The organism is Arthrobacter sp. ES3-54, assembly GCF_029504395.1.
Lineage (GTDB): Bacteria > Actinomycetota > Actinomycetes > Actinomycetales > Micrococcaceae > Arthrobacter.
In genome coordinates, this window is record NZ_JAQFIF010000014.1 from 1 (window position 1) to 20,957 (window position 20,957).

The 20,957-nt window shown below is 63.6% G+C and carries 22 protein-coding genes and 1 pseudogene; 12 read left to right on the forward strand and 11 right to left on the reverse strand.

Going from position 1 to position 20,957, the window contains the following annotated elements; genetic code table 11:
- The first annotated feature begins 247 nt into the window (after positions 1-247).
- The 6 genes and pseudogenes from M2428_RS18260 to M2428_RS18285 all read left to right on the forward strand — a co-directional run bounded on the left by M2428_RS18260 (position 248) and on the right by M2428_RS18285 (position 4,581).
- A complete protein-coding gene (locus M2428_RS18260; RefSeq protein ID WP_277527376.1) occupies positions 248-835 on the forward strand; it encodes a ferritin in 588 nt (195 codons plus the stop codon).
- Positions 836-963: 128 nt separating this feature from the next.
- Positions 964-1,895: pseudogene (gene ppk2, locus M2428_RS18265) on the forward strand (polyphosphate kinase 2).
- 274 nt (positions 1,896-2,169) lie between these two features.
- Positions 2,170-2,805, forward strand: a complete 636-nt coding sequence (locus tag M2428_RS18270; RefSeq protein ID WP_277527377.1) for a LysE family translocator — start codon at positions 2,170-2,172, stop codon at positions 2,803-2,805.
- Positions 2,806-2,909: 104 nt separating this feature from the next.
- Complete coding sequence (locus M2428_RS18275; RefSeq protein WP_277527378.1) at positions 2,910-3,521, forward strand: glyoxalase; 612 nt, start codon at positions 2,910-2,912, stop codon at positions 3,519-3,521.
- A gap of 45 nt (positions 3,522-3,566) precedes the next feature.
- The gene (locus M2428_RS18280) at positions 3,567-4,037 is read left to right on the forward strand and encodes a group II truncated hemoglobin (protein WP_277527379.1); all 471 of its coding nucleotides are present in this window, start codon (positions 3,567-3,569) and stop codon (positions 4,035-4,037) included.
- Between the two features lie 64 nt (positions 4,038-4,101).
- Positions 4,102-4,581 (forward strand): SRPBCC family protein, encoded by a 480-nt coding sequence (locus M2428_RS18285; RefSeq protein WP_277527380.1) that lies wholly within the window; start codon positions 4,102-4,104, stop codon positions 4,579-4,581.
- Between the two features lie 136 nt (positions 4,582-4,717).
- Here M2428_RS18285 and M2428_RS18290 read toward each other — a convergent pair whose 3' ends face one another.
- From M2428_RS18290 to M2428_RS18300, 3 genes are all read right to left on the reverse strand, one after another.
- Positions 4,718-5,020 carry a hypothetical protein gene (locus tag M2428_RS18290; RefSeq protein ID WP_277527381.1) on the reverse strand — a complete coding sequence of 101 codons (303 nt, stop codon included), beginning with the start codon at positions 5,018-5,020 and terminating at the stop codon, positions 4,718-4,720.
- Positions 5,021-5,244: 224 nt separating this feature from the next.
- A complete protein-coding gene (locus M2428_RS18295) occupies positions 5,245-5,700 on the reverse strand; it encodes a hypothetical protein (protein ID WP_277527382.1) in 456 nt (151 codons plus the stop codon).
- A gap of 154 nt (positions 5,701-5,854) precedes the next feature.
- Positions 5,855-6,007 carry an LPXTG cell wall anchor domain-containing protein gene (locus tag M2428_RS18300; RefSeq protein ID WP_018773036.1) on the reverse strand — a complete coding sequence of 51 codons (153 nt, stop codon included), beginning with the start codon at positions 6,005-6,007 and terminating at the stop codon, positions 5,855-5,857.
- Between the two features lie 632 nt (positions 6,008-6,639).
- Here M2428_RS18300 and M2428_RS18305 point away from each other — a divergent pair.
- The 3 genes from M2428_RS18305 (at position 6,640) to M2428_RS18315 (ending at position 8,940) form a co-directional block, all read left to right on the forward strand.
- Complete coding sequence (locus tag M2428_RS18305) at positions 6,640-7,128, forward strand: GNAT family N-acetyltransferase (RefSeq protein WP_277527383.1); 489 nt, start codon at positions 6,640-6,642, stop codon at positions 7,126-7,128.
- 146 nt (positions 7,129-7,274) lie between these two features.
- Positions 7,275-7,931: an alpha/beta hydrolase gene (locus tag M2428_RS18310; RefSeq protein ID WP_277527465.1), complete on the forward strand. Its 657-nt coding sequence runs from the start codon at positions 7,275-7,277 to the stop codon at positions 7,929-7,931.
- 61 nt (positions 7,932-7,992) lie between these two features.
- Positions 7,993-8,940: an alpha/beta fold hydrolase gene (locus M2428_RS18315; protein WP_277527384.1), complete on the forward strand. Its 948-nt coding sequence runs from the start codon at positions 7,993-7,995 to the stop codon at positions 8,938-8,940.
- Between the two features lie 109 nt (positions 8,941-9,049).
- On the opposite strand, the gene M2428_RS18320 is transcribed toward M2428_RS18315, so the two are convergent.
- On the reverse strand, positions 9,050-10,486 hold the full coding sequence (locus M2428_RS18320; protein ID WP_277527385.1) for an MFS transporter: 1,437 nt from the start codon (positions 10,484-10,486) through the stop codon (positions 9,050-9,052).
- A gap of 225 nt (positions 10,487-10,711) precedes the next feature.
- On the opposite strand from M2428_RS18320, the gene M2428_RS18325 reads away from it, so the two are divergent.
- Together M2428_RS18325 and M2428_RS18330 are read left to right on the forward strand one after the other, a co-directional pair.
- The gene (locus tag M2428_RS18325) at positions 10,712-11,581 is read left to right on the forward strand and encodes a class II glutamine amidotransferase (RefSeq protein WP_277527386.1); all 870 of its coding nucleotides are present in this window, start codon (positions 10,712-10,714) and stop codon (positions 11,579-11,581) included.
- Between the two features lie 101 nt (positions 11,582-11,682).
- On the forward strand, positions 11,683-12,465 hold the full coding sequence (locus tag M2428_RS18330) for an IclR family transcriptional regulator (RefSeq protein ID WP_277527387.1): 783 nt from the start codon (positions 11,683-11,685) through the stop codon (positions 12,463-12,465).
- A gap of 26 nt (positions 12,466-12,491) precedes the next feature.
- Here M2428_RS18330 and M2428_RS18335 read toward each other — a convergent pair whose 3' ends face one another.
- The 6 genes from M2428_RS18335 to M2428_RS18360 are packed head-to-tail and all read right to left on the reverse strand — an operon-like array spanning position 12,492 to position 18,213.
- Positions 12,492-13,490, reverse strand: coding sequence for a glycerate kinase (locus M2428_RS18335; protein WP_277527388.1), 999 nt, complete (start codon positions 13,488-13,490; stop codon positions 12,492-12,494).
- A complete protein-coding gene (locus M2428_RS18340) occupies positions 13,487-14,476 on the reverse strand; it encodes a D-glycerate dehydrogenase (protein WP_277527389.1) in 990 nt (329 codons plus the stop codon). The genes M2428_RS18335 and M2428_RS18340 overlap by 4 nt, the downstream gene beginning before the upstream one ends.
- Positions 14,477-14,478: 2 nt before the next feature.
- A complete protein-coding gene (locus M2428_RS18345; protein WP_277527390.1) occupies positions 14,479-15,453 on the reverse strand; it encodes a hydroxymethylglutaryl-CoA lyase in 975 nt (324 codons plus the stop codon).
- Positions 15,450-16,694, reverse strand: coding sequence for a CoA transferase (locus tag M2428_RS18350; RefSeq protein ID WP_277527391.1), 1,245 nt, complete (start codon positions 16,692-16,694; stop codon positions 15,450-15,452). The genes M2428_RS18345 and M2428_RS18350 overlap by 4 nt, the downstream gene beginning before the upstream one ends.
- Before the next feature lie 16 nt (positions 16,695-16,710).
- Positions 16,711-18,051 carry an SLC13 family permease gene (locus tag M2428_RS18355; protein ID WP_277527392.1) on the reverse strand — a complete coding sequence of 447 codons (1,341 nt, stop codon included), beginning with the start codon at positions 18,049-18,051 and terminating at the stop codon, positions 16,711-16,713.
- Between the two features lie 15 nt (positions 18,052-18,066).
- Positions 18,067-18,213, reverse strand: a complete 147-nt coding sequence (locus M2428_RS18360; RefSeq protein WP_277527393.1) for a hypothetical protein — start codon at positions 18,211-18,213, stop codon at positions 18,067-18,069.
- A gap of 316 nt (positions 18,214-18,529) precedes the next feature.
- On the opposite strand from M2428_RS18360, the gene M2428_RS18365 reads away from it, so the two are divergent.
- Positions 18,530-19,270, forward strand: coding sequence for an SDR family oxidoreductase (locus tag M2428_RS18365; RefSeq protein ID WP_277527394.1), 741 nt, complete (start codon positions 18,530-18,532; stop codon positions 19,268-19,270).
- A gap of 283 nt (positions 19,271-19,553) precedes the next feature.
- Here the strand turns inward: M2428_RS18365 and M2428_RS18370 are convergent, their stop codons facing one another.
- Positions 19,554-20,933, reverse strand: coding sequence for a glutamate decarboxylase (locus M2428_RS18370; protein ID WP_277527395.1), 1,380 nt, complete (start codon positions 20,931-20,933; stop codon positions 19,554-19,556).
- Between the last annotated feature and the right edge of the window lie 24 nt (positions 20,934-20,957).

Consider the following 20,957-nt stretch of genomic DNA (forward strand, 5'->3'; position numbering starts at 1 on the left):
GTTTTTGTTTGAGTCACGACCACAGGGCGGAACGGCCAGCACCTACTCTGCCAGCCAGTCCCAGACCAGCCACACCAATCCTCACAGTTCTTGTTTGTGCGCCAGCCGCCGCGACCAGGAACGGCAGGGTCTTGACCGGCCATCACGCATTGGGGAAGCTCGAAACAAGAGCCCTGCCAATCGTGAACCGGCCGTCCACGGCCAGCTGTCCGCAGTTGCCCGCACCAACCCACGTAAGGAGATCCCGATGGAATCCGCCAAATTCACCGAACTGCTCACCCGCCAAGTTGGCAACGAATTCGCCGCCTCCCACCAATACGTCGCCGTGGCCGCATGGTTCGACGCGCAGGACCTTCCCCAGCTGGCCAAACACTTCTACCGCCAGTCGCTGGAAGAGCGCAACCACGCCATGATGATGGTCCGCTACATCCTGGACCGCGGACTCAAAATCGCAATCCCCGGCATTGATCCGGTCCGCAACGATTTCGCGAACGTCGAGGAACCCCTCGCCCTGGCCCTCGCTCAGGAACAGGAGGTTACCGAGAACATCAAGGCAATCTTCGCCGCGGCCAGGGCAGAGAACGACGCCTTGGGCGAGCAATTCATGCTGTGGTTCCTCAAGGAACAGGTCGAAGAGGTCGCCTCAATGACCACCCTGCTGAACATTGCCCGGCGCGCGGACAACCTCTTCGACATCGAAAACTTCCTGGCCCGTGAACGCGTCGGCGACCAAGGAGGTTTCGGCGGGCACGGCGGATCCGGCGGGCATCACGCCGGCCAGGCCGGAGGGGGCCACGACTCCGGAACGCCGGAAGCCGCCGGCGGATCACTCTGAAGCCCATCCCTATCGTGAGCTCCACCTGTCGGCTTAGGCTGGTCGCATTCTATGAACTCAGTTGAGCATCGAACGCTGCCACCCTGGAAGGCAGGCGACGGTTCAGCGGGGCCGGAAGGAGGCTGGGGATGGCGCAGGCGGACAGGACGTGGACACCCGAGGATCAGGGCTGGCTGCGGGAAAACCTGAGGGAGGCCATCGACCATCTGGTGGAGATGGGGTACACCGTTCGCGGGGGGCAAGGCGAGGATCCGGAACTGATCCACCCCGGCGGTTCGGCCGTGCAGACTTGGCGGGAAGACTACCCCTACGACGAGCGGATGTCCCGTGATGAGTACGAGCTGGAGAAATACCGGCTGCAGGTTGAACTGCTGAAGTTCCAGTACTGGGGCCAGGACCAAGACCTCAGGCACGTGATCGTTTTCGAGGGCCGGGATGCAGCCGGCAAGGGCGGTACGATCAAGCGCTTCACCGAGCACCTGAATCCCCGCTCGGCCCGGGCCGTAGCCTTGAGCAAACCTTCCGACCGTGAACTGGGCCAGTGGTATTTCCAGCGGTACATCCAGCATCTGCCCACGGCCGGGGAGATCGTGATGTTCGACCGCTCCTGGTACAACCGGGCAAATGTGGAGCGGGTCATGGGCTTCTGCACAGAGCAGGAGTTCGACACGTTTATGGTTCAGGCACCGCTCTTCGAGAGGATGCTGGTGGACTCCGGGATCCACCTGACCAAGTTCTGGTTTTCGGTGACCCGCCACGAGCAGCGCACCCGCTTTGCGATCCGGCAGATAGACCCGGTGCGGCGCTGGAAGCTCTCACCCATAGATCTGGCTTCCCTGGACCGGTGGGAGGAGTACACGGCAGCCAAGGAGGAGACCTGCGAACTGACACGGACCATGCGCCGTGGATCACCATCAAGTTCAACGACAAAAAGCGGGGACGGATCAACGCCATGCGCTACTTCCTCAACCAGTTCGACTACGAGGACAAAGACACGTCAGTGGTCCACGGCCCCGACCGGCTGATCGTGCGTCGCGGCCGCGACGCCGCCGGCGACTGATGTTCATCCTCCTCGGATGATCTGGGACGTGCTTCGCAGGTGATTGGTAGGTTCCGTGGGTACCGGCGCATTTGCCTGCTCCTGGGTTGCAGCGCAGCTCGCCAGGAGACGAACGGCACCATGGGGTTCCCTGGCAGTGCACCCCATGGTGCGAATGCCTCCCGGCGTCGATGAGTCCGACGACGGCTCGCGCCGCAGAGTCGATTGGCAGCGCAACATCTCGAAGTCTGGCCACAATTGCAACCAGACAGCCAGCACCCGGACAATGGTGCGCATGACCGCCGTAACCTTGCTGGCTTTTGCCGGGCTGTGCCTGCTGCTCTCCGTCACACCGGGCCCGGACACGTTCCTGGTGCTGCGGATCTCGCTGCAAAATGCCGGGGCCGGCCTTGCCGCGGCATTCGGCTCGGCACTGGCATCCCTGGTCTGGGCCGTGCTGGTGGGCGTAGGACTCGCCGCGGTGCTGGAGGACTCCGCCGAGGTGTTCCGCTGGCTGAAAATTGCAGGCGGGTTGTACCTGCTGTACTTGGGAATCTCGTCGCTGATCCGGGCCCGGCGCACAACACCCGATGCAACGGCGGGACACGCTCCGCGCCGGAGCCACACCCGAAGGGCAGGGTTCGGTGCCGGCGGGCTCTCCACACTGCTCAACCCCAAGGTCGGCCTGTTCTACCTCGCCGTCGTGCCGCAATTCATTCCGCAGAGCGGCAACACGCTGGACACCGCCATGGTGCTGGGTGCCATCGAAAGCGCCATCGGCTTCCTCTACCTGGCCGCCGTTTCCATTGCGGCAGCGAAGGCGATGGCCTGGCTGCAGCGGCCCCGTGTGAGCAGCTGGCTCGAGCGCGGCAGCAGTGGCATCATCGCTGCACTCGGCCTGGGTGTGCTGGCATCCAGCACCAGTTCTTAGCCCGCGACGGCTCGGAACGGATCGATCAGGATCGGAGAAGCGATTCGCGAGGCCACAGCATAGAGTCATCAACACGACCTGCCCACCTCACCGAAGGACGTGCCATGACCTCCATCGAATCAGTCACCCTGGAAGTACCCGACCCCGCAGCCGCCACCGCCTTCTACACCGCCGCCTTCGGCTTGGGCACGCAGGTGCGGGTGCGAACCTCGGATGCCCCGACGGCCGGGTTCCGCGGGTTCACGATGTCGCTCATAGTGTCTCAGCCGTCCACCGTCAGCAGCTTGATCGACAGCGCTCTGGCTGCTGGCGCCACGACGCTGAAGCCAGTCCAAAAGTCGCTGTGGGGCTACGGCGGCGTCGTACAGGCTCCTGATGGCGCGATCTGGAAGGTGGCGGCGTCGGCGCGGAAGGACACCGGTCCGGCCACCAGGCAGATCGACCAGATCGTGTTGTTGGTGGCGGCCGCCGACGTCGCTGCGAGCAAACGGTTCTACGTCGACCACGGCCTCACCGTAGGTAAGAGCTTCGGCAAGTACGTCGAGTTCGCCATGCCGGCGAGTCCCATCAAGCTGGGGCTCTACGGGCGCCGCGCCCTCGCCAAGGACGCCGGCGTCTCCCCCGACGGCACCGGCTCGCACCGGCTCGCGATCGGCAGCGACGCCGGCCCGTTCACCGACCCGGACGGGTTCGCGTGGGAGGCCGCATCACTGTGAGCCGGTCCCCTTCCGTGCATGGGTGTGGCGTGCCATCGTTGCAGAATGCAGACGGTATACGAAGCTGCTGGCGGTGATGACTTTTTCCTGGCGCTGGCGGAGGCATGGCATACCCGGGCAACGGCGGACGAGGTAGTCGGGCACGCGTTCAGCCATGGTTTCCATCCCGAGCACACGCGGCGGCTCGCAGCCTACTGGGCGGAGGCCTTAGGTGGCCCCACTACGTATTCAGACTCCTACGGCGACGAGACATCGGTGGTGCGGATGCATAGCGGCAACGGCCCGCACGAGGACATGGATCGTAGAGCGATCGTCTGCTTCGATCAGGCACTGACCGACGTCGGACTCGCGGACGACAACCGTCTCCGCAAGGTGCTGCACGACTACTTCGTATGGGCGGCCACCACCACGATGTCCCGGTACCACCGCTCGGCAGATGACGTTCCAGACGGCCTCCCCATCCAGCAGTGGTCCTGGGACGGGCCCGTCGGGAGGATGGGTTCCGACGCCATCTGATCGCACTACACCGCCGGTGTCATGGCGTTGCTGGAACACGAACGGCGTCTGTCAGACTCTGACCATGGCTGTCTACTTCGAATGCACAACGCGGACAAGCATGCCCAGGCCGGAGTTGTTTGACCTTGCACGCAGCATCGACGCCCACAAGGACTCGATGGCGCGGTCACGGGAGGATGCGGTCGCCGGTGTCAGGTCCGGCCTGATCTCGTTGGGAGAACAGGTTACCTGGCGCGCTTGGCACTTCGGGGTCCCGATCCGGATGACGAGCCGGATCACCCAGATGGAGGGGCCGGACTATTTCGTAGATGAGCAGGTCAAAGGCCCGTTCCGGCGGTTCCGGCACGTCCACGAGTTCAGCGAAGATTCCCATGGAACCACCATGGTTGACCGAATCGAGTTCGCGGCCCCGTTCGGCCCTATCGGACGAGTGGTCGAGCGGCTGGTCCTGGCCCGCTATCTCCAGACGCTCATCGAGACACGCAACCGGCACCTGACCGCGGACCCTCAGCCCGGCCAACAAGCGTCCGCTGCAGAGGGCTAGGTAGTTGAGGCAGACCGCAGGGGTTGTGCCACTTCGACGATCAGCCCTTCGGGCCCGCGGATGTAGGCGAGTCGGTAGACGTCCTGATAGTCCACGACGTTGCTGAATGTCGGACGCCCGGTAGTACTCTGACCCATTAGCCGCCGGCGCCGTTGCGCGGCTGCTGTTCGTCCGACCCATGGCAGCTTGCCTTCGTGGCGTCCATGTGGCGCATTACCAGCGAGGCTGAAACTAGGGCTGCTGAAAAAGGCAGACAACCGACTCCCGCGAGTTGATAAATAGCCGCAAAGACGGGCAGAAGCACCTGGCTCACCCCTGAATCCATGACAATCATCTGCAGCTGGCTCGCGGAGATAATCGTGACAACTCCGATCACTCCCAAAATCAAACCGGCCCGCAGCGTTCGCCTATACATCGACGGTGTCTCCGAATTGTCCATTTTCATCCCCCATTGAATGGCCGCTGGTGCCGCGGTTGTGATTCCACCTCAACACAAGGCCAAGGGTCTTACAAGCGAAATGTACCGGAAAATTCAAGGGTTACCTGCGACCGAACCCCTGACAATTCCGTTTGAGATCGCGCGCCCCCGGATGTCGATTCTTTGCGGACACTTTGGCCGCGTCGACCGACTCAACTACCCCGACTCTCCGTGGGAACTCTTCATCAACTGCTGTTGCCTGTGACCTGCCGCTGGCCGATGGAGCCGATCTGAACGTAGCCGACAAGGGTGACGTGCTGCATTGTGCAAGGTTCGCTGGCGCGTCGCCCGGTCACCGAAATCTTGATCTCGGAAGCGGACTCCGTAAGCCGCACGTTTTCAGGGGTGGTGCAATCAACCGAGGACGCGGAGAGGTACACCCGGTTGTCCTTTAGGTCCACGCGGATCAGATGCCAGGGCACAGTCTCAGCAGGTTGGGCGGTCTGGTCTATGGGAAGTTCCGTGAAGTTCGGGGTGATCGTCGATATCCCCGGCTGTGGCGGAAGCTTTGTCGTCGGCGCCGCAGAAGGTTGCGGCGGTCCGGGTTGTTCGCCACAGGCCGCTAATGACGCCGTCGACAAGACCGCCAAGACGACGATGCCACCGAACCGTTTCCCCACGCTGTTCCGGTCGTGTTCCATGTCTGCACAGTACTTCGAAGGGATTCGGGGTGAAAACCGCGGTGCGACCCGTAATACGGGGCAGGATGCGTGATCCTGAAAAACTTCGACGCACGAAAGCGGCGGCCGGTCCTGTGTGGGACCGGCCGCCGCCGATGAGCGATCAGGGTGAGCGTCAGGCCTTGGCCTTTCGCTTCACCCAGCCCCAAACAGCCGTAGCCACCAGCAGCACCAGGCCGATGATGGCCAACCAAAGCAGGCCCTTCACGGCGAAGCCAAGGATCGAAAGAACAAGCCAAATGATAAGTAGTGTGATTATTAGTCCCATACCGGAAGCTTATGCCACGCCAGTGGCCGACGGCGCCGTCGGGAATGCGCCCTGTGTCCGCTTTGGTGCTGCTCAGAGCCACGGTCGTTGACTATGTGGTGGCCGCGGCTCAGCTGTTCCTGGTGATCTGCGGGGTGAAGCGAGGACGAAGCCCGTCATGGATTCGAGTACACGACGACGGTCTCTCTGAGACAATTCGTTCGTCCGGTGGCCTGCCGTAGACCAAGGTAAAGCGTGCGCGAGGAATGGCCCGTCCGTCTGTTGATGTGTGATGATCCTGCCATCGGACGAAAACCTCAAAGGGGGTCCCGTTTGACTCCGATCTGGCCCAATCGATGACGTCAGTGACCTGCTCGACCTCGGAGATTTCCCACTCGTCAACTAGCCAAGCGAACCGTTCCGCGGGCGGCGGTGCCCAAATGCGCACTCGATACTGAGGCGGCGAATCACCGCCACCAACCGGATCAGTCGATTCAGCACGGACACAGCGCACGATGATCAGCCTACGCCGTGAACAGCCATGGCCCGTGGCTGGATCCGGCTACAGGCCGCGATTGGTCGCATCCCGTTCGCCCCGCTACGGGATGCTGAACGTCAGCCTAGGCGCGTCCTCACGAAGCTAGGCTGGGCATATGGAATACCAGATCCGCCAGGCCACTGCTGACGATGCTGATGCCGCGGTTCGAATGCACACCCTGGCCCATGAGGAATGCTATGGACCGCTCTTTCCCTCAGAGTTCTTCGCTGCCCGCCGCGCCAGCATCCCCGCGCGGGTGGAAAGACGCCGACCATATCTGGACAGCGCTCAACCCCGAATCATCGCCTTGGACGCAAGCAACGAAATCGTGGGCTTCGCTGACGCGGGTCCGGGGCGTGACGAGCACCCTCCCCAGGATTTGGAGCTGTACTCCATCTACACCCTGAACCGCACCTATGGCACGGGGCTCGGCGCCGCCCTGCTGAAGGCCGCCATAGGAGACTCATCCGCCTACCTTTGGGTAATTGAGGCCAACCCAAGAGCTCAAGCTTTTTATAGCAAGCACGGGTTTCATCCCGACGGGAAACGTAAACTGCTTCCACCTGACTGGGACGAACTGCCCGAGATACGAATGGTCCGTTAGCGGTTGCCGGGGTGCCGGTGCCATCCGGGGGGTGAAAATGAGGAGATGAGATCCACGTTGAAACAAGATCGGTCCAATAGCCCCTGCCTGCCGCTCCGGGGCTGGGGTCCCGTCGGCGTTTGGTCGGCACTGCGGTGAGCACGTTCGTGCTGATCCCGGGAGCAGGCGGCGCAGCTTGGTACTGGAGCCGTGTCGTTCCTTTGCTTCAGGGGGCTGGCCACGCAGCCGTGGCGGTCGATCTCCCCGGCGACGATGAAAGCGCCGGGCTGCCCGAGTACGCGCGGCTGGTTCTCGAAGCCACCGGCGGGCGGGACGATGTGGTGCTCGTTGCGCAGTCGCTGGGCGGCTTCACCGCCCCGCTCGTTTGCCAGCGAGCTACCGTCCGAGAGCTTGTCCTGGTGAATGCGATGATCCCGTTACCAGGCGAGACCCCCGGCGCATGGTGGGACAACACAGGCTGGGCTGCGGCGCAGCAAAGCGCGGCGAAGGCCCACGGGTACAGTACCGAGTTCGACACGGACACGTACTTCCTGCACGACGTTTCACCGGACGTAGCGGCCGAAGGGGAACCGCATCAACGCCCTGAAGCAAACGCGGTTTTCGAGTCGGTATGCAACTTCACGGACTGGCCCAGGATCCCGACCCGCGTGCTGAGTGGGGAGGCAGACCGGTTCTTTCCACTGGATTTCCAACGACGGGTTGCCCGCGAACGCCTCGGCGTGGAGCCCGACGTCGTGCCCGGCGGCCACCTCCTCGCCCTGGCAAACCCCGACGGTGTGGTCAATTACCTGCTGCGCCGTTGAACGAAGGAAATAGCGCCCTCCGCGCGCAACTATTCTGGGTAATTCCAATACTGTGGAGCGAGTGACGGGCGAGCAAACGGAGACAACAAGCGGCTGGGTGAACGTGCCCCATGCGAGGATCTACTGGGAATCGACCGGCGAACCCTCCGGCATTCCGGTCCTATACCTTCATGGCGGCCCCGGCGGTTCCCTTGGTAAGGGCGGATACCGCAAACGACACGACCACACCCGCTTTAGGATCATCGGGCTGGATCAACGAGGGTGCGGCAAGAGCACTCCGACGGTCCAAGAGGACCTCGACCACCTGTCCGAGAACAACACGCAAGCCTTGATCGAAGACATTGATGCGGTGCGCGAGCACCTCGGTATCCAAAAGTGGATCGTCACCGGTGTTTCCTGGGGCAGTACGCTCGCCCTCGCATATGCCCTCAAATACCCTGCTCGGGTCCTCGGCATCGCTCTCGTAGCCGTGACATCAACTAGCCGCGACGAGGTCCAATGGATCACTGAAGACGTCGGACGCATCTTCCCCGAAGCGTGGAACGAGTTCTCCGAGGCAGCCAACGCAAACCCGGGCGAGCGAGTGGTCGAGGCTTACGCTCGGCGGCTGGCTGGGGAAGACCGCGACGACGCCAGACTAGCCGCCTTATCTTGGGACCGCTGGGAATCCACGCATGTATCCCTGGACCCCAACTGGGTGCCTGGAGCGCTGTTCGAAGATGACCGAGAGCGTATGACGTTCGCCCTTCTGGTTGCGCACTATTGGGCCAACGACGGATTCCTGACCAACGGGCAGGAAATCATCCCCCGGATTCATGAGCTCAACGGCATCCCCGGTTACCTTATCCACGGCCGGCGAGACATCAGTGGCCCTACTAGCACCGCGTGGCAGCTGCAGCGGCGATGGCAATCAAGTCGCCTTGTCGTCATCGAGGACGAGGGGCACGGCGGCCCTTCATCCATGGCGGCATTGTCAGTTGCAGTCGAAGATATTGCTGGAATGATCTGAAACGCTTCTCACTTCGGACAATGCCCCTGAAAGAGGGTCGACGTCGCCGAACGCTGCCGAGCTATGGATGCGGATCCGCCGGCCCTCACTAGGGCATCGAGCTTTGCGACTACCTTCGCGCACCGGCGTAGGCCTGTTTGACCGGCTTGGTGGCGGGCATCGCGATGACGGCGACGACGGTGAGTACGGCGGCGATCATGACGGCCAGGAACACGGCGGCGGAGGCCGACACAATGGTTTGGGGGTCCGTTCCGCCGTGCGGGGTGCCGGCGTAGACGGCGTTCGCTATCGCCCCGAATACGGCGACGCCGATGGAGCTGCCGATTGATCGGGCGAAAAGGTTGGTGCCGGTGACCACGCCGCGCTCGTTCCAGTCGACGCTCGTCTGGGCGGCGATGAGGGTCGGGGTCGCGACGAGCCCGAGTCCGAGCCCGACGATGAAGCAGCTGCCTGCGACCAGCGCAATATTGGGGACGGAGGCGGTGAGGGCCAGGACTGCTGTGCCGATGACGGTGACCGTGATGCCGATCAGGGCAGTGTTCCGGAACCCGATCCGCAGATACAGGCGCCCCGATTGGGACGCACTGATCGGCCAGCCGATGGTCAGTGCCGCCAGGGCGAGCCCGGCCACGATCGGGGAGGTCGAGAGGGCTCCTACGAGAAACGTGGGAACGTAAGAAGTGATGCCAAGCATGACCGCTCCCACGCCGAAGGCGACCATCGCCGTCGTCGCCAGCAGCCGGCGGGACACCACCCACGGCGGCAGGACCGGCTCCGCCGCCCGCCGCTCAACCAGGATAAACGCGACGAACAAGATCGCACCGCCGGCGAACACGGCGTCGCTGGCGGCGGAGTCCCAGGCCCAGGCCTGGCCGCCCTCGAGGGCCCCGAGAATAAGAAGGGTGAGCGAACCCGTGAGCAGCCCCGCCCCCAGATAGTCGACCCGGTGCTTCACACGCTCGATGTTCTCGTGGAACGACCGGACCAGCATCCACCCTGCCAACAGGCACAGCGGGATGTTCACGAGGAATATGCCGCGCCAGATGCCCAGCGTGGCAAACACTCCTCCGAGCGTCGGACCCACCACTGAGGAGACCGCCCATACGCTCGCCAGGTAGCCCTGCACCTTTGCCCGCTCTGCCAGCGTGTAGATATCGCCGGCGATGGTGATGGCCATCGGCTGGACGGCTCCGGCACCCAGGCCCTGTACCACGCGGAAGGCGATGAGAACCGGCATGCTCCAGGCGACTCCGCACAGGATCGAACCGAGCAGGAACAGTCCGATTCCGATCAGCATGATCGGCTTGCGGCCGATGGTGTCAGAGAGCTTCGCGTAGACAGGTACCGACACGGCCTGCGCTAGCAAGTAGGCGGAGAAAAGCCATGGGAACGACGTGAACCCCCCAATGTCATGCACGATCGCAGGGACGGCTGTCGCCACAACGGTCGCGTCGATCGCCACCAGACCAGTTGAAAGCATCAGGGCAATAAGGACAGGTCCGCGTTTGGACCGGAAGCCGACTCCCTCGGCAGGCGTAGCCGTCACGTGACCTCATTCCCATCGGCGCCGAATGGGGGCGTTGCGCGCAGAACCGGTTCCAGCCCCGACTGCATAACGGCACCATTCACCGAATTAGTCCCGGATCTCCCTCATAATCGGGGGATGGTCCGGAAGTGGGTTGGCGGCAGGGGCCACCCCGAGTAGCCTGAACCTCGGGCAGGTCGTGCTGCCGCCGCTGCCGGGCGATTTCTAAGGAGCCAGCCACTTGTCATGTGTCGACTCTTCGGCTTGCACGCCGGCCCCCAATCGGTCAGGGCGACTTTCTGGCTCTTGGACGCCCCAGACAGCCTCGCCGAGCAGAGCCGGCGGGAGCCCGACGGCGCCGGTATAGGCACCTTCGACGGTGACGGTAGAGCCCATGTGGCAAAGCAGCCGCTTGCCGCGTGGGAGGACCACGCGTTCGCGCGCGAGGCGCGGGTTCTGAAGAGCACAACGTTCCTTGCCCATGTGCGGTATGCCAGCACCGGCGCCCATACGCTGTTCAACACGCACCCGTTCGAGCAGGATGGGCGGCTGTTCGCCCACAACGGTGCCTTCGGCGGTCTCAAGCGGCTTGATCAGCATCTGGCCGCGCTCGGTGTTACGGACCTTGTGCAGGGTCAGACCGACAGCGAACGCCTCTTCACGCTCATCACTGCCGAGACCCGCCGGACAGGCGGCGACGTCGGAGAAGGCATCGCCCGGGCCATCAGGTGGATCGCCAGGGAGTTGCCCGTCTTTAGCCTGAACCTCATCGTGACCACTGCCACGGACCTCTGGTCGCTCAGGTATCCGGCAACCCACGAGTTGCACATTCTTGAACGGGACCCTGCCGCTGCTCCGGCCCCGGCGGCCCCTCTGGACGCCCGGAGCATCCGAATCCACGCCCGGAGCACGGATCTAGCCCGTTCCCCGCATGTCCTCTTCGCTACCGAACCGATGGATCACAACCCGGGCTGGCGGCCCATGGCTGCGGGCGAACTGGTGCACGTTGGCCCGTTGCTGGCGGTGACCGCCACTTTTCCATTCCCGGACTCCCCTGCGCATCAGCTCAGCCTCTCCGATCTTGAACCGTCCGCGGCGGCGTCCCAGAAGCCATGACCGCGGCTAGCCAGACGTTGGGTTGGTCATTAGATACTGAACTTTCCCAAGTGCGAGCGTCGGACGGTCTCTGCGATGTGGGCCGACCATAGAATTGGCCCATGGTTACTCCCACGAACCAGGGGCCCGCCCCTTTGCTTGTCTTGGCCAAAATCAGTGACATTCTGGATTCCTTTTCACTCGCTCGGCCGGAGTTGACGCTGGCCGAAATTCGCGATTCGACGGGTCTTCCTACGTCCACGGTGCAGCGCCTGGTGGGGAACCTCGTGGGGCATGGATTTATTGACCGGGTGGATGACAGGTACCGGATCGGCGTGCGGATGGCGTATTGGGCTGCCCCCGCCACGCGGGGAATGGAAGTCCTGGACATCATCGGCCCTCTGCTCAAGTCGCTGCGGGACAGCACGGGCGAGACCACCTGCTTCTTCAAGGCAGAGCAGCACTACCGTGTGTGCGTCGCCATGGCCGAAACGCGCCATGCTCTTCGACGCGAGATGCACCTTGGCAAGATCCTTCCCCTCCACGCCGGCTCTGCGGGGCGGGTCCTCCTGGCCTGGGACGCGGAGCTAATGGACGCCGTCATGCGCGATCCATTGGAATCGATCACTGATTCCACCATCACCACTTCTGAAGATCTGGAAGCTGCGGTGAAGCAGACCCGTACCGACGGATTCGCCATCACAGTGGGTGAGCGTGATGACGGCGCATCCGGTCTTTCGGCCCCGGTTTTCGACTCTGCGGCAGCTCTGGTGGGGGCGGTGGCAATCAGCGGTCCGACCCTGCGGATGACCCGTGAGACCTGTGAGTCATGGGTGGAACCGCTTCTTGCCACAGCCGAAAACATGACGCGACTGATCGGCGGACGGTTTCCCGGCGAGGTGTGACGCTCGCCAGCATCCGGAAGCATCATTCAATTCTCTGGCGGCGCTCCTGCATTGAGTAGCCGGGCTATCTTCCTGCCCGCCTGATGCATCTCAGCAGGGTCAGTGGCTATAAGAATGTCGGTGAAATTTTCGGCATAGGCGCCCAGGTCGGCTGCTACCGAGCCAACGACGGCCACCACAGGGATTCTGCGGCCGGATTTCTGGACCCTGGCCAGGATGGCCGAGATGATCTTGCCCTGCCCGGTCTGCGAATCGAGCCTGCCTTCGCCCACGACGACGGCGGCCGCGCTCTTCAAATGCTCGTCGAAGTCCGCGGCGTCCAGCACCGCGTCGGCACCGGAAACCAGATCGGCGCCGAAGTGCGCCCATAAGCCGCCGGAAAGACCGCCGGCCGCGCCGCTGCGTGGCACGCCTGCCGGATTACGCGGATACTCCACGGATAGCCGGTTGAGACGGGCTTCCAACAGCATGATGCTGGCCGGATCGGCCCCTTTCTGGGGGCCGAAAACCTGAGGAGCGTCTAGGAACCTCGTCGTTACGTCGGACAGGACAGTGATCCGGGCGCCCCTGAGACCGCCGTTGTCATGAATGGCCCGGACGGCACCGGCGCCTCCGTCAGTTGTAGCGGAGCCGCCGGCCGCGACCATGATGTGTTGTGCGCCCCGGTCGATTGCTGCAGCTATCACCATTCCGGTGCCGTAGGTACTGGCCGCTAACGCGTCGTGCGGGGTGTTCCTCCCCGCTGTCAGACCGCTGGCCTGGGCAACCTCGACCACAGCTGTGCCGTCCGCCGCCACGCCAATAGTCGCCGTGATTGGCTCGCCCCAGGGATTCTGCGCCCTAACGGTCAACGCAGTTGCGGCCAGACTGCGGCAAATGGCGTCGAAGGTTCCCTCGCCGCCGTCTGCAACCGGCAGAGGCATTGCCCTGCCGCCGCCGTCGGAGATGCCGGCCGCAAGGGCCGTGGCGACCTCGAGAGCGGAGTAAGTGCCCTTGAAGCTGTCCGGGGCCACAACAATCGTCATGCGCACACCAGTGGGTTGACGGCATTCGGGGGCATGCGCCCTTCGGCGATGGCCATCGCGTTCAGGGCGCTCAGCCGGGCCATCTCGTTGCGGACCGGCACGGTGGCGCTGCCGACGTGGGGCAAGAGGACAGTGTTGGGTAACTCAGCCAGCCCGGGCGCCAACCGCGGTTCGTCCTCGAAGACGTCCAGGCCGGCACCGGCGATCAGGCCCGTCCGCAGGGCCTCCACAAGAGCGGTCTCGTGCACCACCGGCCCGCGGGCGGTGTTGATCAGGATGGCGTCCGGCTTCATGCGCCGCAGCACGTCGGCGTCCACCAGGTGTCGGGTCTGGTCAGTCAGCGGCACGTGCATGGAGAGGAAATCGCTGCGTTTCACGAGTTCCTCCCACCGCACCTGCCGGACCTTGCCCGCGAATTCGCCGAGTTCATCGTCGCTGACAGCGCGGTCGCCCGGCGGCCGCGGCGAGAAGAGCACTTCCATGCCGAAGCCGAGGGCACGCCGGGCGGTGGCGCGGGCAATCCTGCCAAAACCGGCGAGGCCCAGCACAGCACCGGAGACGTCCCGGCCCAACAGGAGCTCCGGCTCCCACCCGTGGAACTGGCCGTCGCGGACCAGCCGGTCCGCTTCAACCACCCGGCGGGCGGTTCCGAGGATCAGCAGCATGGCGATGTCCGCCGTCGCATCCGTCAGCACGCCGGGGGTGTTGCCCACCATGATGCCGTGGCGGGTCGCCGCATCGACGTCGATGTTGTTGTACCCAACGGCGAAGTTGGACACGCCCCGGACGCGGGCGTCGGCCAAGAGTGGCGCGTCGATCACGTCGCGTAGCTGGGTGACGACGACGTCGAACTCGCCTGAGGCGCACAGCGCCGCCAGCGTCCCGTAGTCGGGAGGTTCGGGCAGCACGGTCACGCGGCCGGCATCGCGAAGCAGTTGCAGCCCGGGAGCCGGGATGGCAGTGGTCACAAGGAAGTTGCTGGCCATAGTCAGTTGCCCCCCGTAGCACAGCTGAGGCTGTCCGAACCCGGGATGTTTGACGGGATGACCCATTCGAAGGCCGGCGCCTTGGACCGTGCGCCCTGGGCGGACTTTGACCGGTTGGGTTCGCCGAGTTCTGCAAGCAGCTTCTCGGAAAGACCTACGAGTCCTGCGAACCTATCGGTCGTCAGCCAGCCCGGACGGGTGGCGAACAGGATGTCTTCGGTGGAGGTGTTTCCGCTGGCGCCCGGGGCGAAGGGACAGCCGCCGAGACCACCCAGCGCGCCGTCGACCATGGTTGCTCCGGCCTCAAGGGCGGCAAGGGTGTTTGCGACGCCCAGCCCCCAGGTGTCGTGGCCGTGGTAGACGATGCGCCGTGCCGGGGACTCCTCGCGGACACGCCGGATCAGACTGGAAACCTGTGCGGGGATGGCCTGGCCGAGGGTGTCGCAGAGGACGATGTCGGTGGTGCCTTCGGCGCGCGGGTCGTTGGCGATGGACAGCACCCGCTCCTCCGGGACGGTTCCTTCGAAGGGGCAGGTGAACGAGGTGGCGATGCACAGTTGGATCTGCCCGTTGACCGCCTTAGTGTATTCCACTGCCTGCGGCAGTGCGGCCAGGCTTTGATCCGTGGTGCGGCCGATGTTCGCTTTGTTGTGCGAGTCCGACGCCGAGAGGCAGTACTGGAAGTTCCGCGCCCCGGCGGCTGCGGCCCTGGCCACGTGCCCCGGTGTGGCCACCCAGATCCAGCACTTCTCCAGTTCGTCGGGAGTGAGGGATTGGACCACTTCCAGGGTGTTGGCCATGGGGGGAACGAGCTCCGGGCGGGCCATGGAGCCGAGCTCGATGGCAGGGACGCCGAGGCGCAGCAGTTCCCGGACGGTCTCCACCTTCTGTTCGGTGGAGAGCATGCCGCCGGTGAGCTGCAGTCCGTCCCGGAGGGTGACGTCACGCAGCTGATATTCGGATGCGCTGGTGTTCATACTGTTTCCATCTCCATTTTTGCAATCAGCGAATCGGCCTCGTCCGGCGTTTTGCCGAGCACGCGTTCGAGAATGTCTTTGGTGTCGGCGCCGAGGTCCGGCCCGAGGTTCCTGATCGGCAGGGATTTGCCCCCGATGACCGGGATGATTCCGGGAAACGCCACGTTGGTGAGAGTCTCGTCCCCCGTGGACACATCGAACCTTTGGATCATGTTCCTGGCGGCGTATTGGCTGTCCGAGACGATGTCGGCTGCTGTGTAGATCGGTCCGGCGGGCACCCCCGCCGCGTCGAGGATGGCCAATGCCTGGGCGGTGGTCAGGTTTTTGGCCCAGTCCCCGATCGCGTGGTCCAGTTCATCTCGACGTTCCCACCGGTCGGCGTTGGTCTGCAGTCCCGGGTCGTTGCCGAGGTCGGGGCGTCGGATGACCTCCATGTAGCGTTTGAAGATGGCGTCACCGTTCCCGGCGACGACGATGCTTCCGTCGAGGCAGAGATAGGCATTCGACGGGGCAATGCCTTCCATGCGCCCGCCTGTCCGTTGTCGGTTGATGCCGAAGGCGGTGTGGTCGGGAATCAAGGACTCGGTGACCGACAGCATCGCTTCGTTGAGGGCGACGTCGATCATCCGTTGCCCAAGGGGAATCGGGGTCTTGCCGCGTTTGACTTCGCGTTCGAAGAGCGACATGACGGAACCGAAAGCCGCGTACAGGCCGGCAATGGTGTCACCAATGGAAACCCCCACCCGGACCGGAGGACGGTCGGGATCGCCCACCAGTTCGCGGAAGCCTCCGAAAGCCTCGGCGACGGCGGCGAAGCCGGGCCGGGCCGCCATCGGGCCGGTCTGGCCGAAGGCGGAAATCCGGGTGAGTATCAGCTCCGGATTGGCTTCATTCAACGCGTCCGGGCCAAGACCCCACCTTTCCAGCGTGCCGGGCCGGAAATTTTCCAGCACGATGTCAGAGGCCGCGGCCAGTTCCAGGACAAGTTCCCGCCCTTCCTCGGTCCGCAGATCGATCACGACGGATTTCTTATTGCGATTAATGGTTCTGTAAAGCATCGAGGTGTCCCCCGCGTACAGCCTCCAGTTTCTGAGCTCGTCGCCCGTGCGGGGCCGCTCTACCTTGATGACTTCCGCGCCAAAGTCGGCAAGCAGGCGGCCGGCAGTGGGGGCGGCGATGTAATTTCCCAGTTCCAGGACGCGAACCCCTTGAAGCGGCGCCACCGTGTTTTCAATCGTCATTAGCATTAGTTCTTTCCTAGATGAAGATGCTCAGGACCAGGATGAAGCCCAGAGCCACGACGGATGCAACGGAAACCCCGAGGGTGCAGCTTTTGAGTGTTCCACGGGTGGTTTGACCGAGCATGGACTGCAGCAGCCAGAAGGTATTCGACGTAACGTGGACGACGAACAGTGATCCCGCGCCGGCCGCCAGGGCCAGCAGCACCGGGTTGATGCCCAGCGCCGGCGCGATCGGGGCGAGCAGCCCTGCAGCGGTGATCGCCGAAATTGAGACGGATCCGACGGCGATGTGCAGTACCGCCGCGATGCCCCAGACCACGAGCAGCGGGGCCACCGTCGAGGCCGAGAAGTACTTGCCCAGAATTTCGCCCATGCCGCTGGTCGCCACCATGGCAGCGAGCGAGCCGCCTGCGCCGGTCAGGATCAGGATCTGCCCGGATTCCTTGAACCCGTTCACGACGGCGGCCTCGACCCGTTTTGTGCCGATTGTCATTCGCGCAACGATGCTGGTTCCGAGCAGGCCGATCAACAGGGCAACCACCGGCGTTGAGAGGAAGACCGCGGCATCCGGGGTGAAGCCCGCCATTTTCATGAACGCTCCCGACGCGATCAGCACCAGGGACACGAGCATGGGAGCGAACATGAGCAGGAGTCCCGGCTCCTTGGAGGCCCCGGTTCCGGGTTCGCGCACGTCATGGGGCAGTAGACCCACCCGGCTCGACGTCGCTGTGCGTTCGGCTCCGCCGCCCTGAACAACTGCATGCTGGGAGGTCTTCCCGTGTGAAGGTTCCCCGTGCTCGTGTCCGTGTTCGTGCGAGACGGTGTGGACAACCATCCCGTCGACATCCTCCAATTCCGGGGATTCCGCTACGGCCTGCTCCTCGTCCGTCTCTGTCTTCCACAGCCCGCGCTGGATGAAGAAATTCATGATGAAAATCGATACGAGGATCGTGGGAATGATGACCAGGAGGCCGAAGATGAGCATCTCGCCCAGCGGGACCCGGAGCAGACCGGCAAGGGCGACGGCGGCAACGCCCGGGACCATGAGGACGATCCCGCACTCCAGGCTGATGGCCATGGCCGTGGCCATTTTCGCGGTGCCGAACTTGCCCAGCTTCGGGGCTATTCTGCGCGCCAGCGGAGCGCTCATCACCAGGAGCACGTCAAGGAAAATCGACTGCAGCAGCGTGCCGATGGTCAGGCCCAGCGCGTACGGCACACCCTTGGGTCCGAAGACGTGCAGCAGCTTGTCCACCAGCTTCGAAATGGCTCCCATTTCATTCAGGATGGCCCCCATCAGCACGCCCCAGGCTATGAGCAATCCCACCTTGGCCATGATGTCGCCGAAGCCGGTCATCACTGTCTTCGTGGTCTATACCGTTCCCAGACCCGTCAGGAGTCCTAAGACCATTGCCCCGATCACCAGCGCCAGCGCCGGGTTAATGCGAAGCCGCAGGATCATGACGACGATGCCGATGATCACCGCCGCCGTGATGCTAAGTATTTGCCAATCTTCCATGAGTAATCCTCCATTGGATCCATGTTGGTCGGTAAGCCAAGTCACACTCCTACAATATGAACATGAACTCACGATGTGAGTCAATGATCAGTCGATCCGCCCCCCTGGCTCCGGGTCCAAACTCCTTGGCCGCGCACGCGGCTGGGCATGACCGCGTCTACCGCTATTTCCGCCGTCGAACAGACAACGCCGCCACCGCCGAAGACCTGTGTGCGGAAGTTGCCCAAGACCCCCGACTGGGCCGTTGACGGTCGCCCATTGCGATGCTCATTCCGGCGTTGCCAGGCCACGAGGCGAGATGTCATAGGATCAACGAATGACCCAGCAACGTCCCATTGTCTTGATTACTGGCGTCGGCCGGCAGATCTCCATCGGTACGGAAATCGCCCGCCAACTTGCCACGGACGGGTGGGACATCGCCTTCGCGAATCACAGCCCGGAACGCGGATTCGTGGATGAATTCACCCTCGAGTTGCACGAACTTGGGGCTAAGACCTTAGCCTCCGACACCGATCTGGCAGACCCGTTGGCTCCCGAGACATTGATGCAGGCGGTCACAGACCAGTTAGGGCCCGTCCGGGCACTAGTCGCCAGCCACGCCCAGTCCATAGACAGCAGCATCCATGACACGTCCATTGAGAGTTTTGACCGTCATTTCGCCATCAACACCCGCGCCAACTGGCTATTAATCAAAGCGTTCGCGCAGCAGTACTCGTCAGCGCCTGGGCTCGGGCGAATCGTGGCGCTGACGAGCGACCACACAACCCACAACCTTCCCTACGGAGCCAGCAAGGGCGCACTTGATCGAATTGTGATCGCGGCCGCCGGCGAACTTGGGCACCGTGGGATCACCGCGAACTTGATCAACCCGGGCCCGATCGACACCGGCTGGATCAGCCCGGAACTCGGGGAGGCACTGAGCAGCGAGACCGCGCTTGGTCGGCTTGGTACACAACGAGACGCGGCGAACCTCGTGTCGTTCCTGCTCTCCGAGCGCGGCGGCTGGATCAACGGCCAGCTCCTACATTCAAACGGCGGTTTCCACCTGCCCGTCTAAACCTTCGCGGAGCGGGATGACGATTGCGGAGACTTCCCGGTGATGATTCAATCCCTGACTGTCCGCGCGGAGGGATCCCTGGCGGCGGGGGGCGCTGCTGAGATCCCGCCCAGCCTTAGCCGGAAGTGCGAGCCCCACATGCTGCGGAACCTCGCCCAGCGCGACCCGGTCGAGGTCACTGCCGACCTCACCCGGATCCACCGCCGGAGCACTGTAGATGTGATCCGGTTCCCGCGTCAGCCCGGTCGGATGAGTCGGGCCGGTGTGTCACCGTTGCACTGGATCAATGGCCGGGTCCGGTAACGATCTTCTTTCGTTCGGATTCGTGCGCGCCGCCCTTCTTAGCCAGCGTGGAGCACGCCTCTTCGATGTCTCGGGCGAGCGTGTCGACGTGCTCGCGGCTCATCGTTTCCTTGACCAGGGCCCGCATGATCGTCACGTCTTGGGCGTTCGGCGGCAGGGTGTATGCCGGCACCATCCAGCCGCGCTCGGCCGAGAGTTGCCAGGCAATGTCGAACTCGTCGTACCCGGTGTCGGCGGCGAGCCGGAACGCGACCAGGGGAAGTTGCTCCTCGTCGGGGCCGATGATCTCGAACCTGCCCATGGCCTCCAACTTCTCGGCGAGGACGCGGGCGTTAGTCTGCATGTTCTGCATGATGTAGGTGTAACCGGCGCGACCATAGCGCACGAAGTTGTAGTACTGGGCGAGAACCATCGCCGAGCCGGTGGAGAAGTTCAGGGTAAAGGTCGAGTCCGTCTTGCCGAGGTAGTTCTCCTCGAAGACGAGGTCCTTGGCCAGGTCGGCCTTCTCCCGGAAGATCAGCCAGCCAATGCCGGGATAGACCAGTCCAAACTTGTGCCCGGAAACATTGATCGAGCGGACCTGCTCGAGCCGGAAGTCCCACTCGGAGTCCGGGTAGAGGAAGGGCCAGACGAACCCCCCGCTGGCCCCGTCCACGTGTATCGGCACATCAAGGCCTCGCTCACGCTTGATCCGTAGCAGCAGGTCGTTGATGCCGACGATGTCGTCTTTGTGCCCGGTGAACGTCGTCCCCAGCACGGCTGCGACACCGATGGTGTTCTCATCGACATGGGCCTGCACGTCGTCCGGGCCGATCGTGTACTTCCCCGGCTGCAGTGGCACGATCCGCGGTTCGACGTCAAAGTAGCGGCAGAACTTCTCCCACACCACGTGCACGTCGCCGCCGAACACCAGGTTCGGGCTCGACGTCGACGCGCCGGCGGCCTCGCGACGCTTGCGCCAGTTCCACTTCAGGGACAGACCGCCGAGCATGATTGCCTCGGACGATCCCTGGGTTCGGGCTCCCGTCGTCTCGCCGGGTGCGTGGAAGAGGTCGGCGAGCATCCGAATGCAGCGCTGTTCGATCTCGGCCGTGCGGGGATATTCGGCGTGGTCGATGAAATTGCGGTGCAGGTTCGCGGCGATGATCTGCTGGGCCTCCGGCTCCATCCATGTCGTCACGAAGGTCGCCAGATTCCGGGCCGGATCACCCTCCAACGCCAGGTCCTCCGACACCAGCCGCAAAGCGTCCTGAGCAGGAATGCCGGTCTCCGGGAACACCCGGCTCGGCACCTCCTGGGTGACAAATCGGTTGCCGAACAGCGCCACGTCGGCATCCGTCTGCTGGGAATCTATTGACATCACTTCTCCTTCAGAGACTGTTGA